We start from the raw sequence: 16652 nt of genomic DNA, 5'->3' as shown, positions 1-16652 counted from the left end.
ATTTATGTCTTATTGAAGCTATTTCCTAAGATTGAATTCCTGAAGAATTAAAATATTTATACTTGAGATAATTAATTACGAGATCTATTATGCCAATCAAGCTTATTCATCTGAATTAGTTAAATTAGAAAACATAGGTGGATGAATCTACTTTCTAATCAACAATTTCCCAATAATCTTGAAATCATGTTATCACATCTCCATAAAATTTGGTATATTTAAACGATATTTGAATTATTAAACAACAAGTAATTATAGAGTTACCTAAAAGGGACCATTAGAGAAACAGACTGACAAAATCACTGATAACTAGAACATTGCAAAATAAATCCTGTCCTTGTTCTGGACGTAAAGAAAATTGTTCAAAGTTTGTTTAGGATTTAAGGGTAGTTGTCATGGCCAGTAAAAAAAACAAATTGAACTATTCTGTTTTGTGTAAGATCATATACTGTCGACAACAGATTGGCAATAAAAGGGACCAACCCCTCTCATAAAATACTTACATTTTCGAAAAACAAGCCCTCCGGGTTTTCAAAAGCTTCCGACATAAAGCCATTCATTCCAAAAACGGAAGAGTTAATTTCTGCCATCGCACTATCCTAATTTCAAAATGAATTAACCTGCGTAGACTCCGGTTAAAACTTTTTGAAATCCCACATCAACACTTCCGCCTTTTCCATTCATTATTTATTTCTTTTCCTTTTGAAAATTTTCCGAAAATGTTGAAGGAAGTGTTTACGGGGTTGAACTGAGATTTGGTGTGTTTAATCTAAAGAAAAGATAATTTTTATTTGTTGGAAAACTGGTTCTGCATCGATAGCCCCCATGCCCATTTGTTTAAAAATTGCATTGTCGGGCAATTCTTTGGAAATTGAGTCAACGAATGTCTTAAGATCGCTTTTTATTCCGGTCGGTAATTCAACCTTGTGCTCTGCTGGCAGAAGTACAGCCAATCGAAATATATCTGTTTTGTGTTTTCTGATGTTCCGACCGTCAATTTTCTCTCCCTCCAGTTTTCGTTGCGATAAATCCAGAAATGCTTTTGCTTTTAAGCAAATTAAAGCTTCTGTTCCTGCAAAGTGGGCACCTTCTTCCTTCTTGCTATTATCGATGGTGAACTTATAATATTCGTCGTCCATCAAAATTGCTGAAAGACTTGACAAATCATCATCAACAGGAATGGGAGTTAACTGAGGCTCGCCGTCCAGGTCCATCAAATCGGGAATCTTAGAAAAGAGTTCAATTTGAAGAGGGAAACCAACAGTTTTTGGCTTAATAAAACGATAGTATTTTCGTTCATCTTCACTTTTTTCTCTCCGTTCATAGTCACCATCATTAATGAATTCCCAAAACTTTTGAACGAATTCTTTAGATAAAGCTTCGACGATTAATATTATATCGATGTCTCTAGTAGCTCTGGCTTCAAATCCGGCATTGTCAATAATTACATCGCATGCCGTACCTCCGATAATTATATAATTTTCAGAATAGTCTTTAAAATACTCTTTGAATATTTCCAGCCCTCTAACCATAAATGTATTTCTCTTTTATTTGTTCCAATGCCATTTCAATCCTTTCGTCCGGTGTACTTTTCAAAGTCAAATACAAAGATAAAGGATCAACTGTCTGCTCTGTAAAAATTGCTGCATCTGCTAAAATCCCTGGGTTATATTTCCAGACTTCTATACAATAGTTTCCTTCTGTAGGATTGGCATTTCGAAGCAAGTTTTGTTTGTTCAATCTATTGTATTCTGTTCTTCCTATAGCCACATAATTTTGTCGGCTCGGATTCATATCTGAGTATTCAGGTAAGGCAGATGTGTTGCAGTCCCATGTTTTTATCCCTGGAGGTAATGAATCGATATAAACACGTTTAAACACCGGATAATTCCAGAAGTCATTTTCATCAATTTTTTCCCAAAGCTTTACCTTTTCGTAATTGAATTGAACGAATTTTTCTTTTTCACCAGCAACTGTTACTAAGTCAAGTGCCTGAAGATTCTCAACTGCTTTGCTAATTGCCATTGGAGAATAATTCAATTTTAAAGCTATTTCTTTAAAAGGCTTCTGCTCAATATCCCACGACTCGCTTAATCCTAAAATCTGGCACAGTACAATAACTTGTGCTGATGGTATTAATTTCTGTTTTTCTTTAAATGAGCTTTTTGTGGTGTTCCCGTCCTTTAAGTCAACCAACATTTCTGGCAAAAAAACTTGTTTCCCTGGCACAATAAAATTCACTTTCTTTCTTATTAGCCTGATGCGGTTATATGACACCACATGGTCGAGTAAAAGAACTACGGTTTTATTGAATAGATTTCTTAGATTTCTTATCTGCTTTTCTGTTTGGGCAATTGATATATTTTCTTCATCAATAAGTTGTGCCAATACCAACTCCATTCCTAAAAGTCTGGTTGTATAAATCCTATACATTTGGCTTACATACATCGGAAGTTTCGACATCTCGTATTCTGGCAATCGGTTCACAACAATTGTTTCACCGAGGACTTCCTTTATATATTCCAGAAGTGTTTTCATGATAAACTTGTCTTTTGCACAATAAACCTACTAAGTTTATTGTGCAAATATAGGTTTATTATATTAATAATCAAACAACAATGCATTTGCCAGCTGAAAAACCTATATGCTCATTAAACTCAACATAACCAAGCTGGCAGGTAAGTAGTTTTGTCTTTCCAACCGTAAAATCAGAACCATTCTGATGATGGTGACCAAATATCCAGCAATCAATATCCGAATCCGCGATTAAATCATGTAACTCAACAGCGAAAGCCGCATTTAAGATACTGCCTTTATATTTCTCGGGATAATTTAGCATTGTTGGAACATGATGGGTTACCACTATGGTTTGCTCGCAATTATTTTTAGCTAATTCTTGCTTTAGATAACTCAAGCAAGAGTTATGTATTTGATTATAGTCATCCGGGGCAAATACACGACCTTTGTTTTTTATCACCCTGAAATCGGATAGTTGTTGTTGTATCGCAAATTGATTAACTCCCGACAAAGCAGTCCACAGCGTTGTGAAAATTAATCTCACACCATCGTGTACAAATGAAGTATTGTTAACCAAAAGAACATTGCTGCGTATTTTTTCAACGAACTTTCCCGAACGTTCTCCTATCTCTGAATAATAATATTCATGATTGCCCGGCACCCAATATGTGTAACGAAAATTAGATGATACATAATCCCAGAAATCATTGTGCTCATTCATAACCTTAAAAGGTACAATGTCGCCAGCCAATATAAGAATATCTCCACCTGGCGTTATTGGGTTCTCCAATAAATACTTCTTATTCTCTGGAAACTCCAAATGTAAATCTGAGCAATATTGTATTTTCACGTGATTAAAATTGTTTATTTTCAGAGGTATCACATGGAACTCGCATTTTAACTACTTTCTTTTATGCGAAGTACTTCCATGCTCGTTTCATCGGTGTAAAAGTATTCTAATTTTTACAATAATACTTCCATCGCTTCATCAACCAATGTATTGTCTAACTCTTTCAAATAAGCTTGGGTAATAGCCAAATTCTGATGCCCAAGTGATTCACTAATAATATCGGTTGCTATGCCTTTTTGCTTTAGGCAGTTGGCATAACTGTGCCGTGCCACATAGCTTGACAGTGGTTTTGTAATTTCACATACTTCACCAATTTCCTTCAACCTGTTATTATATCTTTTTAGCATTTTTCTTTTGCGGTTCTCCAAATGAGAAAAGGTCATTTTATCCTGAAGCAAAATTGGGAACACATATTTAGTCCCGCGATTTTGAGCCCTATAGTAATCAATAATTTTTTGGGCAGGAGGAAGTATTTTAATCTGAAACTTACTTTTTGTCTTTGAACGGACATAGTAAATTTTATCATCTACAATATCATTCCATTCTAAAGTCATCATATCGGCAAAATTCATCCCTCGTGTGAAAAAGCTAAATACAAAATAGTTTCGATAATCGATTAATGTTGGATGTTCGCTTAGATCAAAACCGGCAATTTTATGAATGTCTTCTATACTTATAGCCCTCTTTACTCCATTTGATTTATGTTTTGAAACTTTATAAACACGGAACGGATAAAGATTATCCTTTACTAATCCGCGCCTTATTGCCGTATTAAAAAGAGCACGTATACATCTCATTTTTACTCCTATACCGCCACCCGTTCCACCACGCGAGCGCAACCAAACTTCATACTTTTCCAGAAATTCAGGAGTAATTTGAAAGAAAGTTAACTCTTTGCCATTTCTGAACCTTTTTACAGAGGTCAGGACCTCGGCATGCACCCTTGCGTTGCCAGTTCTACCGGCCAGCCTCTGTTCTGCAATTATTTCTTCCCAAAACGGGTACAACAATTTGCTGTTTGGATTGGTTTCTAAACGCAATGCACCCTCTACTTCTTCCAGTGTATAATACCCTTTTTCTTGCTCCAACTCGGTAATCACACTTGTGGCTCTGTCCATAAACTTAAACAGTAACCTGTTTTTATGTAGGTGGTCGGTCGCTTTTACTGTAAACATGCCTTGGTTAGCGTCCCACTCATTCTCAAAAGAGGTATACGGAGTACGGAAAAATATCGACTTCCGATTCATGGTAATTCTTAAAAAAATGGGGTACTTACCCGTAAGTAATTTCTTCTTTCTTAAAACAGTTTTAATACTAATCATTTCATCAAATTAGGGTACAACATAGGTACAACAAATGGTCAAATAAAGGTAAATAAATACCATTTGGTCTCAAAACAAAAATCATCTAAATATCTGATTTTCTCATATATACAGACAAATGAAAATTGATGAAAAAGAAATTTTTCCCGCTCATAATCAGGGGGTCCCTGGTTCAAGCCCAGGTGGGCCCACCCTAATAAACAAGGCACTTTCAGCGATGGAGGTGCTTTTCGTTTTTTAGTCGGGAAAAACATGGGTACAACAAAATTTTCCGAAAATGTTGAAGGAAGCATTTTCGGGACTGAACAGAGATTTGGCGTGTTTAATCTAAAGAAAGGATTCTTTTTATTTGCTGGTATACAAAGGGGTTACATACATTGGAAGTTTAGCTACCTCGTTTTCAGGTAACCGGTTCACAACCAGTGTTTCACCGAGGACTTCCTTTATATATTCCTGAAGAGTTTTCATGATAAACATATTTTTGCACAATATACCCACTTGGTTTATTGTGCAATTTTAGGTTTATTATATTAATAATCAACCAACAATGCATTTGCCGACTGAAAAACCTATTTGCTCATTAAACTCAACACAACCAAGCTGATTGGTAAGTAATTTTGTTTTCCAACATTAGCGTGCATTTTTTGGTTTCACCGAATATCCAATAATTTATAACCACTTATCGGACATATTCATGGTATATCAAACATTCTACGGGTGATCCTTTTTCTCTGAGGTATTCATAATTGAATTTTGTACAGTTATGGCGCGATTCTTTTTGAGTCCATATTGAATCATTTATGAGCCAATTGAGCCATTTATGAGCCAATCAATTTATAAGATGCTCCAGCACCAACTTCTCCAGACCTTTCTAGTTGGAAAAAACGGTCAAAGGGACCACCCAAGTGGGCCCACAGAAAAGCAGGTACAAAATATAGCTGCTTTTTTTTATGCAAGATTTACAGTTAATCTTAAAGCACAATCACCCCTTCAATCTTGTCCACCTTTTCGGTGATCTCTACAATTTTATCGGCCGATTCCATAAGCGCCACACAGGTAACCGATACATGTTTAAGGCTTGCTGTATGCTTAAAAGTTACCTCACCTTCTTTGGGCAGCAAAGCTTTTACCTGATCAACTTTCCCCTCTTCATTAGGCGTAATAAACTTAAACATATATTTCAGTGGCCAGCTTTCTGTTTCCATTAGCCGGTAACGCAGATTTTTATATTTATCAATATTCATATTTTTCTCTTCCATTTACTAATACAGCCAAACATTTATTTTCGTTCACTTTAAAACCAAAAATCTTGAATCGATACCAATGTTCAGCAACCTGAAATCTGGCGCAAAGATTAGATTTTTCGCCAAATTTCACCACTTGATATTAATATTGTATTTTAGGAACTGATTTTAATTTATTATTCTACCAACAAACCTGAGATTTGAAAAAGATTTTACTCATACTGATATTCATTTTCCCCGCGCTTGCTTTTGGACAAGTTAAAAGGATTGGAGTCCCTAATATTCTAATTTATCCGAAAGCAGTTTATAATGCAGGAACGCAAAACTGGGGTGTGGCACAAGATCCCAATGGTTTTATGTACTTCGCCAATAATCTTGGTTTACTACGTTTCGACGGACGGAACTGGGATGTGTACAACGTGTCGTCTACTTCAAATATTCGCTCGGTATGTATTGATGACGATGGTGTGATTTACATAGGAATGGACGACGATTTTGGAATTTTTGATCCCGCATCAGCAAACGGTCCGGCATTTACAAGTTTACTCGATAAAATTCCGGACGAGATTCCCGGCCCTGATGTTATTTGGAAAATTTACGACACACAGTATGGAATTGTATTTCAATCTTATCAGTATATTTTTATTTACAACGATGGCAAAATAAATATTCTAAAACCTGAAAGGGCATTTTATTATTCTTTCTATATCAACAACCGACTCTTTTTTCACGAACCCGGAGTAGGTTTATTTGAATATATCAACGGTTTTGTAAATAAAGTGCCGTGGGCCGATGAGTTGAAAGACCATGAAATTCAATCAATGGTTAGTTTTTTCGAAAATCACTTGCTTATTGGAACTTCTCAATCAGGATGGTTCGAATATAAAAATGGGAAACTCCAAAAGTGGGATGTTCCTGCCAACACACAAACCGAAAATGATGTTTTGTACTGCGGCGTTAAACTTAATGGGAACAACCTGGCCATTGGTACCATATTGAACGGGCTGATTATTGCGAATTCCGACGGCGAAATCATTCAGCATTTAAACCGGAATAACGGTCTGCAAAACAACACGATACTAAGCCTTAGCAACGATCGATCGGGCAACTTGTGGCTGGGCCTCGATAATGGTATCGATTACGTGGAATTAAATTCTCCGATAAGTTATACCTCCCGCTCCGAAGATATTGGCACCGGTTACTGTTCCGTCATTCAAAATAATATTCTTTATCTGGGCACCAACCAGGGACTTTTTACCCGGCCATTTTCATCTGTCGGGCAAAATGGCACCGAACCTTTTAAAATAGTTCCCGGAACGGAGGGACAGGTTTGGAGCCTGAAAGTATTGAACGGTCAGTTATTGTGTGGTCACAATCTGGGAACTTTTGTTGTAAACGGAAGACAGGCACGCCTGATTAATGATGAACCGGGAGGATGGACATTTATCCAGCTAAAAAATGAACCGGATTATGCAATTGGAGGTAAATTTTCCGGCCTATCATTATATCATTTCGAAAATAATGAATGGAGATTTCTGCATGAAATAGCCGGTTTTTACGAGTCAAGCCGTTTTCTGTCGGAAGATAAAAACGGAGATATCTGGATTAGCCACGGAGCCAAGGGTGTATTTCGTGTTACGCTAAATGCCAGCCGCGATTCGGCCACCAATATAAAACTGTACGGTGCAAAAGATGGCCTTCCATCAAACCTGATGAATGTGCTTCTCAGAATCGACGATTCGTGGTATATATCAACAGTTAACGGAATTTACAGCTACAATGCGGCTAATGATCGGTTTGAAGAAAATACACGTTTAAATGAAATGTTCGACCTGGATAACCGGCTGAAATATGTGGAAAAAGATTTCCAGGGAAATTACTGGTACATTGCCGAAAACGAGGTAGGTGTTCTGCACAAAAACGACGATACCAGCTACACTAAAATTACTACTCCGTTTCGGCAATTACGCAACAAACTGGTGCGCGAATGGGAGTTTTTATATGTGTACGATTTAAATAACGTAATATTTGCCACCGAAAACGGCTTTGCACATTATTCTTCGCGAATTGTAACTCGCCACGACCAGCCGTTTAAATGTTTTATAACGCAGGTAGATGTTCCCAACCTCGACACTGTCGTGTATCCAAAAGAAGGTGTGGAGCCCATCAAATTTCCTTATCAGAAAAATGCTTTTCGTTTTAAATTTTCAGCACCTTTTTATCAGAATCCCGAACAGTTGGAATTTAGTTACTTTATCGATAATTACTCCGATTCATGGTCATCGTGGTCGAACGATAACTACCGCGATTTAACCAACCTTCCGGAAAACGACTATATATTTCGGGTAAAAGCCCGAAACAGTTTTGGTATTGAAAGTAACGAAGCCCAATTTTCATTTGTCATCACGCCTCCGTGGCACCGGTCGAAAACAGCCGTTTACATCTATATTTTCATTGTATTTATTTTGGTGCTAATTGTGGCTTGGTTTATTAATCGGCGTTTCGAGAAATCGAAACAAAGGGAACGCAAAAAGCACGAAAAGGCGCTGCGCAAAAAAGAACAAGAATTTAAAGACCAATCGTTGATCGCCGAAAAAGAGATCATTCGCTTAAAAAACGAAAAGTTGCAGGCTCAGAAACTTTCGCTGGATAAAGAGCTGGCCAACCAAACGCTTAGTATTGTAAATAAAAATAAGTTCCTGATGAAGATTAACGAGGAACTTAAACGGGTTTCGAATGAAACTTCTGACGGAGCGGTTAAAACAAAAATGGCGATACTTAAAAAACGTATCGACAAGGAAATCGACAATCAAAATCAGAACCAGATATTCGAGAGTTATTTTGAAGAAGTACATGCTGATTTCTTTGATCGTTTAAAAGACAAGTTCCCTCACTTGTCGCCAAAAGATTTGCGACTTTGTGCTTACATTCGAATGAACATGTCGACAAAAGAGATTGCTACCTTGTTAAATATCTCCGATCGCGGTGTTGAAATCAGCCGTTATCGCCTTCGCAAAAAACTTGAACTCTCGCGAGAAATAAACCTTTCAACATTTCTTATAAACTTATAATAAATAGATTTTCTGTTGTATAATACAATTTGCTATGAGGTACTATTAACCTTATATTAAAATTTTTATACTACTCATTTTCTGATACTTAAATTTTTTGTGATGTATTTTTGATGTAGTTCAGAAATACATGTGAGAAATTATTGTGATGCTATTTTATTGGGAATTTAGCTTTCTAGTTGAAATATTTGCCGTCATAAACTTGAGAATCCCTCTTTTGGGAAGCTAAAACAATAAATTTTTAACTAATCACTATTTCTATGAAACTAAAGCTTGGTCTTATTAGAACCTCCTGCATTTTATTTCACATGAATTTGAAGAACGAAGTATTGAAATTTCACATTTAGTGTGTGAGCTTTCAGTATCTACTATTAAAACTATTATCAAAATTAGATCTATGAAAGAAAAACTAGTAATGAGAAAAATGCTCATGTTATTCGTGGGTACATTTTTCGTCTTGGGGGCTTTTGCCCAGGAAGTTGTTCTGAAAGGTACGGTAACCTCTTCTGAAGATAATCAACCCCTGCCGGGGGTGACTATCACAGTTCAAGGAACCACAGACGGAACAGTAACCGACTTTGATGGTAATTATGAACTGACAGTACCATCAAATGCAATGCTTGTGTATTCGTATATCGGAATGAAACCACAGGTTATCGGTGTAGAAGGAAAAACTGAGATTAACGTACAACTCGAGCCCGATTTGTTTAACGTTGATGAAGTTGTTGTTGTTGGTTATGGTGTACAAAAGAAAGCTTTAACCACTGGTGCAAACTTAAATGTAAAAGGTGAAGATATTGCCGAACTGAATACAGGTTCAGCAATGGAAGCTTTGCAAGGTGTTGCTGCCGGTATTAGTATTACACGTAACAATGGTGCGCCAGGCGCAGGAACCAGGGTAACTATTCGTGGTTTAGGAACCATTGGTAATTCGAATCCTTTATACATTGTTGACGGTGTTGCAGTTGGCGACATTGACTATTTGAGTCCTTCTGACATTCAGTCGATTGATGTATTAAAAGATGCGGCATCGGCAGCCATTTATGGTTCGAGAGCGGCAAACGGTGTTGTGTTGGTAACCACTGTAAAAGGTAGCGAAGACCGACCAGCAAAAATTACTTACGACGCTTATTATGGTATTCAGAATATCTATAAAAACCTGGATCCGTTAACTGCCCAGGAGTACATGTACATTATGGATGAAGGTTTTGTGAACGATGGCAAGGCTCCGATTGATTGGCAAAAAGAAATTACAGGAAACAACTGGCTTAGAAGCAACTATGGCGACGCACTGGCAGATCAGCTAGGTAACGACGTTTGGGGAGCTCTTCAAAACGGTTGGGAAGGCACTAACTGGATAGATGAAATTACCAGTAGTAATGTTCCAATGCAAAGTCATGCTTTAAACATCACCGGAGGAAGTAAAGACATTACCTACTCTGCAGGTGTTTCGTATTTCGACCAAAAAAGTATTATCGGAAGCGAAATTACTGATGCCGGATACAAAAGATTGACAGCGCGATTAAATACAGAAATGGTATTGAAAAAGAATAAGAATCACAACATTATTACTGTTGGTGAAAATATCACCTATACCAATACTGAAAACAGAAGTGCCCGGACCGGTAACATTTACTGGAATGACTTGCACAACGCACTGGTTCAGCACCCGTTAATGCCTGCTTACTGGCAACCGGCGATTGATAATAACATCAACGAATTTGGTTTTACGCCAACCATGGATGACGTAAACCAGGCTACCAACCCAATTGCCTCGATGTACTATGCTACAAATTACAATTATGGAAAAGGAAACCGCGTTGTTGGAAACGTGTACGCAATAGTTGAACCTATTAAAGACTTAAAATTAAGATCTTCTTACGGATTGGATGCATGGTTTGGTTGGGGCAGATCGATGAACCCTACTTACCGATTAGGTACGCTTTATACTGATGCTACCGACGGAGCTTCTCAAAACCAATACCTGGGAAGTAACTGGACATGGACAACCACACTTTCATACGATCGTAAGTTTGGAGATCATGATATTACAGGTTTGGTTGGTTATGAGCTACTTCAGAACGACGTTAATATGGAAGTTGGCGGATCAAGAAATAATTTATTATTCCCCGGCGATCCTCGCTACGCATACATTAACAATACCGAAAGTCCTTCTTCAATCAGCGAAATCAATACATGGGGAGCTGACTGGGCTGCCGGCGGCGGTGGTTTAATGTCGTACATGGCAAGAGCACAATACAATTACCAGGAGAAATACTTGCTATCGGTAACAATGCGTGCTGATGGTTCTTCTAACTTTGCCAAAGGAAACCGTTGGGGATATTTCCCATCAGTTTCAGCAGGATGGGTACTTACCAGCGAAGACTTTATGGAAAGCACTTCAGACTTTCTTGATTTCGCAAAAGTGCGTTTAAGCTGGGGACAGAACGGTAACCAGTCAATCGACAACTTTATTTACTCGTCGCAAATTACTTATGCTTTCCCTGGTTATTTCTTCGGAGATACAAAACCGGTATCGGGAACTACAGCATATCCTTCAAAAGTTCCAAACCCGGATGTAACCTGGGAAACTTCGGAGCAGTTGAACATCGGACTTGATGCCAGATTATTGGATTCAAGATTGGGTATTGCCTTAGACTGGTACAAGAAAACCACAAAAGACTGGTTGGTTGTAGCACCTATTTTGGGTACTTCAGGCGCCGGTGCTCCATTTATCAATGGTGGAGATATTGAGAACAAAGGTTTTGAAATGGTAGTGAACTGGAACGATAATATCGGTGATTTTAAATACACCGTTGTTTTAAGCGGAGCTCACAACAAAAACGAAGTAACACGAATTGACAATACCGATGGTATTATTCACGGACCTTCTCACGTAATTTCGCAAGGTACAGCAGAGGTTTCAAGAGTTGAAGAAGGATTCCCAATTGGTTATTTCTACGGATACGAAACAGATGGTATTCTGCAGAATCAGGACGAAGTTGATGCTTATGTTGGTCCTGACGGATCTCCTTATTTTAATGACCAACGCCCTGGTGATGTTCGTTTTGTAGATAAAAACATGGATGGTATTATCGACGAAAACGATAAAGGTTACCTCGGAAATCCTAATCCTGATTTTGAAATGGGATTGCAGTTGAACCTTGCTTACAAAGGATTTTATGTAAATACCACTTTGGCCGGAAAATTCGGAATGCAGGTAATGCAGTCGTACCGTTCATTTGCTGATAGTCCAACACAAAACTACACCTCATCTGTTTTTGAGCGTTGGCACGGCGAAGGTACTTCCGACAGAATGCCACGATTGTCTTCTGTTTCAAACCGTAACCAGCAGTACGTTTCTGACATTTACATGCACGATGCAGACTATGTGAGAATCAACAACCTGACATTTGGATACGATTTCAGCAAATTACTTTCAAGTTTCGATGCTGTTTCAACGCTAAAAGCTTACGTAGCAGTAAACAACCTGCACACTTTCACAAGCTACGATGGAATGGATCCTGAAGTTCGTTTCGGACACGATGCCGGTTGGGCATCCGGAATTGACCTGGGATTATACCCACTGCCAAGAACAGTGATGTTTGGACTAAGTGTTGCCTTTTAATTCTAAAAATTGATGATGATGAAAAAACTATTATATATAACATTCATTGCAGGCCTTGTACTTGCAACGAGTTGTAGTCAGGATTATCTGGATACCGATAATCTATACGGAAAAAGTTTAGAAACCTTTTACAGCACGCCTCAGGATATTAAGGAGGCAATGGCAGGGGTTTACAATGCAATCTACACGCCTAACGTGCACAGTAACGAATCGGTTGCTGCAAGTTTAATGTCAGACTTAATGCTTGGCGGCGGTGGTGCTGATGATAAATCGGCAAAATGGGTTGACAATTTCGAAGACCCGGCAGAAGATACTTACAGAGATATGTGGGTACAATGCTACAATGGTATTTCAAGAGCAAGCGCCATTATCGAAAAAACTGCAGAAGCTGACTTCTCGGCCTATTTCAGCAGCCCTGAAGAAGCTCAAAGCTATAAAGATCAGGCAATTGGAGAAGCACTGTTTATGCGTGCATTCTACTATTTCCGCTTAGCGAAATTCTTTGGTGGTGTACCTTTAATCGTTACATTCGATGCACCACGTGATGTTCCAAGAGCCACTTATACCGAGACTTTTGCACAAATCGCATCAGATCTTAAACTCGCTATCGAAACTATGCCATCGGTTCCGTTCAACAGTATCCCGGAAGCGGATTACGGACATGCAAACAAATGGGTAGCACAAGCTTACATGGCAAGAGTATTTTTGTTCTACACCGGTTACATGACCAATATTGAAGGACAAGCTACAAGCGATCTTCCACTGGTTGAAGGTGGATCAGTATCTTCTTCAAATGTTGCAGCTTATTTAGATGACTGTATTGCTAATAGCGGTTACGGACTGGTTGATGATTTCAGAAATCTGTGGCCTTACTCGTACGTAAACATTGCCGCTAATGATACAACCGTATTGCCATGGGCACACCAAAACGGACTATCGTGGGTAGGCCAGGATGGCCACACACCAACTTTTGGTCGCGGAAATAACGAGTCGATGTTCGTACAACGATTCTCTTTCGGCGACTGGGGATGGTCGAACGGAAATATTTATACCAACAGACTCGCTTTGTTCACAGGTCTTAGAGATAACTCTTTAGTACCTTTTGGTCAGGGCTGGGGATGGTGTACTGTTAATCCTAATTTGTTTACCGGATGGGATGACAACGACCCAAGAAAACTGGGTTCGATCCTTCAGGTTGGTCAGGCCGACCAGGGAACCGGCGATTACGTTGGAGACAAAGGTGATCATGAAACAGGATTTTTCAATAAGAAATATACTTCTATTCAATATTACAGCAACGACGACCAGGCAAACGTGGGTATGTTTGTTCAGTTGTACGGCTGGGGAAATACCGATATGCAGCTGATGCACGCGCAAGACTTTATTTTCATGCGTTTTGCCGATGTATTGCTCATGCACTCTGAAGTTACCGGAACTGCCGACGGAATGAACCAGGTAAGAGCCAGAGCAGGATTAGACCCTGTTTCTTATTCTCTTGATGCGCTTAAAGAAGAAAGAAAGCACGAATTGGCTTTTGAAGCTTTACGTTGGTTCGACCTTGTTCGCTGGGGAGACGTAAATACTGCTTTTAACGAAACAATACCTGTTAGAAACTCAGGAAGCGACGCAAACTACTCGGTTACCTACAGACCGGAAACCAAAGGTTTAGTTCCAATTCCGGAAACGGAAGTGAGATTATCGAATGAAGTTTATGAACAAAACCCTGGATGGTAACAGGTTTTAATTTTAATAGAAAGAGATATGAAACGAAATAATATAATACAAGGTATTTTTGTTGCATTGCTGGCACTGATGATTGTGTCGTGCGATGCCATTGTAGACGAACAATTCCTTGAAAACAGTACAACTGTTGAAGGCGTTGAGTTAGTTGCTACTCAAAACTCAGCGAATGGAAATACGATCGAATTAAGTATGAATACGCCGGGCGTTACAGGTTACTGGAACTACAACCTTGGTGTAGCACTAACCAATAAAGTTGAAATTGTTTATCCTATTCCTGGAACTTCAACTTTTACTTTCGTGGGAACCTTAGGAGCCGAGTTTTTCGAAAAAACAATTGACGTAACCGTTGATGTACTCGACACTCCGCTTGAGCAGGATTGGTACGACCTTGTTAGCGACAATACATCTGCAGGAAAAACATGGGTATTCGATGGTGGTCCTGATCCTGATGGTAGAATGTGGTGGTTTATGGCCGATCCGGGTAATCCATGGGGATTATGGTGGAATGCAGGTGGAGACTGCTGTCCTCCGGGAGATGCCGCCGGAAGCATGACTTTTAACCTTGATGGAGCTGCCAATTATATCTACGACGATGGCAACGGCAATGTAACCAACGCTTCTTTTGTATTGGATACACAGAACCAACAGCTGATTTTTAACGGAGCTTCAATTTTGGGTTATGATGGCGACCGCGTGAATCCTGACGGTATTTATAATATCGTTGAGCTTACTGAAGACAAAATGGTACTGTTTACACCAACCAACAACGGAGGAACCGGTTGGACATGGGTATTCGTACCGGCAGAATAAAATAGATTAACCCCCTGATTATTTGATTATTTATTAGAGTTTAGCTATCGAAAGGGGAGGCAATCCTCCCCTTTCCGATAGTTTTTTAAACACCATTTTTTCGATACCCAAAAGTTGGTATCCGTGGCTTGTATTATCTAAACTACGACAGCATTTTCCACACAACAGCATTTATTGGTATCTTTTTATTTCACCTAACAAATGAGACTTACGCTTTCCATATTATTTACGCTTTTCACTGCTCTGAGCACATTTGGGCAGGTTGGCGAATTGTTGTGGGAAGACAATTTTAATACCGGACAGCTCAACCTCGACGACTGGAATATTGAAACAGGAACCGGGGTGAATGGCGATTTTGGAACCGGACAGGTAGATCGTGCTACCAGCCGCGAAGAAAACATCAGTTTTAGCAACGACGTGCCGGGAGCTGACGATGGCTGCCTGGTAATTACTACACGAAAAGAATTTTACATCGACAGAAATTACACCAGTGCCCGATTAAACACGGCCGGTAAAAAATCGTGGGGACCGGGACACCGCATTGTTGCCCGAATTTATCCGCGCGACGTAAAACAAATGGGGCAAGGTTTTGCATTCTGGATGATGCCCGACGAAATTCCCGGGGGATGGAACAGCCTGATGTGGCCGCAAGGTGGCGAAATCGATATTATGGAATACGTTGGATCTATTCCCTTCCATAATCTCGGCAGCGTACACTACGCCTGGTTTTGGCAAAACAACGAATGGACCGACTGGAACCACGGACACCAGGGTTTTTATTACAGCTACGAAACGCAGCAAGTACCAAATCCTGCCGAGCCGGGTTACGGAAATTATCCGCCCGACGAAAACAATACAAATGCAGGAAGCTACGGCTTTCATTCCTACGGTATCGATTGGTATTCCGACCGAATTGAGTTTTTTATCGACGACAATGTGTACCACATCCACTATTTAAACGATGGTGGCGCTTTTTCGGTAGATGGCGAAGATCAGTCTGAAGTTGCAATGCGCGATGGGAAGCGAGTTGGTATTTCTGAATATTCCAATCATTTTAACGAATGGCAGCCTTTCGAGCATAAAATGTACCCGATTTTAAGTGCCGGCGTTACCGGAAGCGAATATTCATATGGCGGTGCAGTTAACGATGAAGCAGAATTTCCTTGCTCGGTTTTTATCGATTGGTTGAGGGTGTACCAACTCGATATAAGTGTGGGTTTTAACCAACATTCAGCAAGGGAATTTAAAATCTATCCCAACCCTGTAAAAGAGAATTTTACGGTTACTGCCAAAAACCCGGGAACCTACGAAGTTAAACTGCTCGATATTTCCGGAAAGTTAGTACTAAACAAAACTTTCAGCAATACCACAGGAATAAAAACTACCGGCTTTCGGAAAGGCCAGTACATTGTAATGATCGACGATGGCAAGCGATCTGCGTCACAAAAAATAGTAATTCAATAAGAA

11 protein-coding genes are annotated in these 16652 nt (G+C 39.3%); 5 read left to right on the top strand and 6 right to left on the bottom strand.

Annotated features, from left to right (window positions below):
- Positions 1-764 precede the first annotated feature (764 nt).
- From QZ576_RS05775 to QZ576_RS05750, 6 genes are all read right to left on the bottom strand, one after another.
- Positions 765-1532: a hypothetical protein gene (locus tag QZ576_RS05775; RefSeq protein ID WP_297094992.1), complete on the bottom strand. Its 768-nt coding sequence runs from the start codon at positions 1530-1532 to the stop codon at positions 765-767.
- Positions 1525-2538, bottom strand: a complete 1014-nt coding sequence (locus QZ576_RS05770; protein ID WP_297094990.1) for a hypothetical protein — start codon at positions 2536-2538, stop codon at positions 1525-1527. The genes QZ576_RS05775 and QZ576_RS05770 overlap by 8 nt, the downstream gene beginning before the upstream one ends.
- 70 nt (positions 2539-2608) lie before the next feature.
- The gene (locus QZ576_RS05765) at positions 2609-3367 is read right to left on the bottom strand and encodes a metallophosphoesterase (protein ID WP_297094988.1); all 759 of its coding nucleotides are present in this window, start codon (positions 3365-3367) and stop codon (positions 2609-2611) included.
- A 113-nt stretch (positions 3368-3480) separates the two neighbouring features.
- A complete protein-coding gene (locus tag QZ576_RS05760) occupies positions 3481-4689 on the bottom strand; it encodes a site-specific integrase (RefSeq protein ID WP_297094986.1) in 1209 nt (402 codons plus the stop codon).
- A gap of 345 nt (positions 4690-5034) precedes the next feature.
- On the bottom strand, positions 5035-5157 hold the full coding sequence (locus QZ576_RS05755) for a hypothetical protein (protein WP_297094983.1): 123 nt from the start codon (positions 5155-5157) through the stop codon (positions 5035-5037).
- 503 nt (positions 5158-5660) lie between these two features.
- Positions 5661-5933 (bottom strand): DUF493 family protein, encoded by a 273-nt coding sequence (locus QZ576_RS05750; RefSeq protein WP_297094981.1) that lies wholly within the window; start codon positions 5931-5933, stop codon positions 5661-5663.
- A 200-nt stretch (positions 5934-6133) separates the two neighbouring features.
- Between QZ576_RS05750 and QZ576_RS05745 the strand changes: the two genes are divergently transcribed.
- From QZ576_RS05745 to QZ576_RS05725, 5 genes are all read left to right on the top strand, one after another.
- Entirely contained in the window at positions 6134-9004 is a 2871-nt protein-coding gene (locus QZ576_RS05745; protein WP_297094979.1) for a two-component regulator propeller domain-containing protein, read from the top strand.
- Positions 9005-9401: 397 nt separating this feature from the next.
- A complete protein-coding gene (locus QZ576_RS05740) occupies positions 9402-12632 on the top strand; it encodes a TonB-dependent receptor (RefSeq protein WP_297094977.1) in 3231 nt (1076 codons plus the stop codon).
- 18 nt (positions 12633-12650) lie between these two features.
- Positions 12651-14366 (top strand): RagB/SusD family nutrient uptake outer membrane protein, encoded by a 1716-nt coding sequence (locus tag QZ576_RS05735; RefSeq protein WP_297094975.1) that lies wholly within the window; start codon positions 12651-12653, stop codon positions 14364-14366.
- Between the two features lie 27 nt (positions 14367-14393).
- Complete coding sequence (locus tag QZ576_RS05730; protein ID WP_297094973.1) at positions 14394-15185, top strand: hypothetical protein; 792 nt, start codon at positions 14394-14396, stop codon at positions 15183-15185.
- A gap of 201 nt (positions 15186-15386) precedes the next feature.
- Positions 15387-16649, top strand: coding sequence for a T9SS type A sorting domain-containing protein (locus tag QZ576_RS05725; RefSeq protein ID WP_297094971.1), 1263 nt, complete (start codon positions 15387-15389; stop codon positions 16647-16649).
- The last annotated feature ends 3 nt before the right edge of the window (positions 16650-16652 follow it).

Source organism: uncultured Draconibacterium sp. (assembly GCF_913060805.1).
Classification (GTDB): Bacteria; Bacteroidota; Bacteroidia; order Bacteroidales; family Prolixibacteraceae; genus Draconibacterium.
The sequence above is the reverse complement of the archived record's forward strand: the minus strand, read 5'-3'. Positions and strand labels throughout refer to the sequence as shown.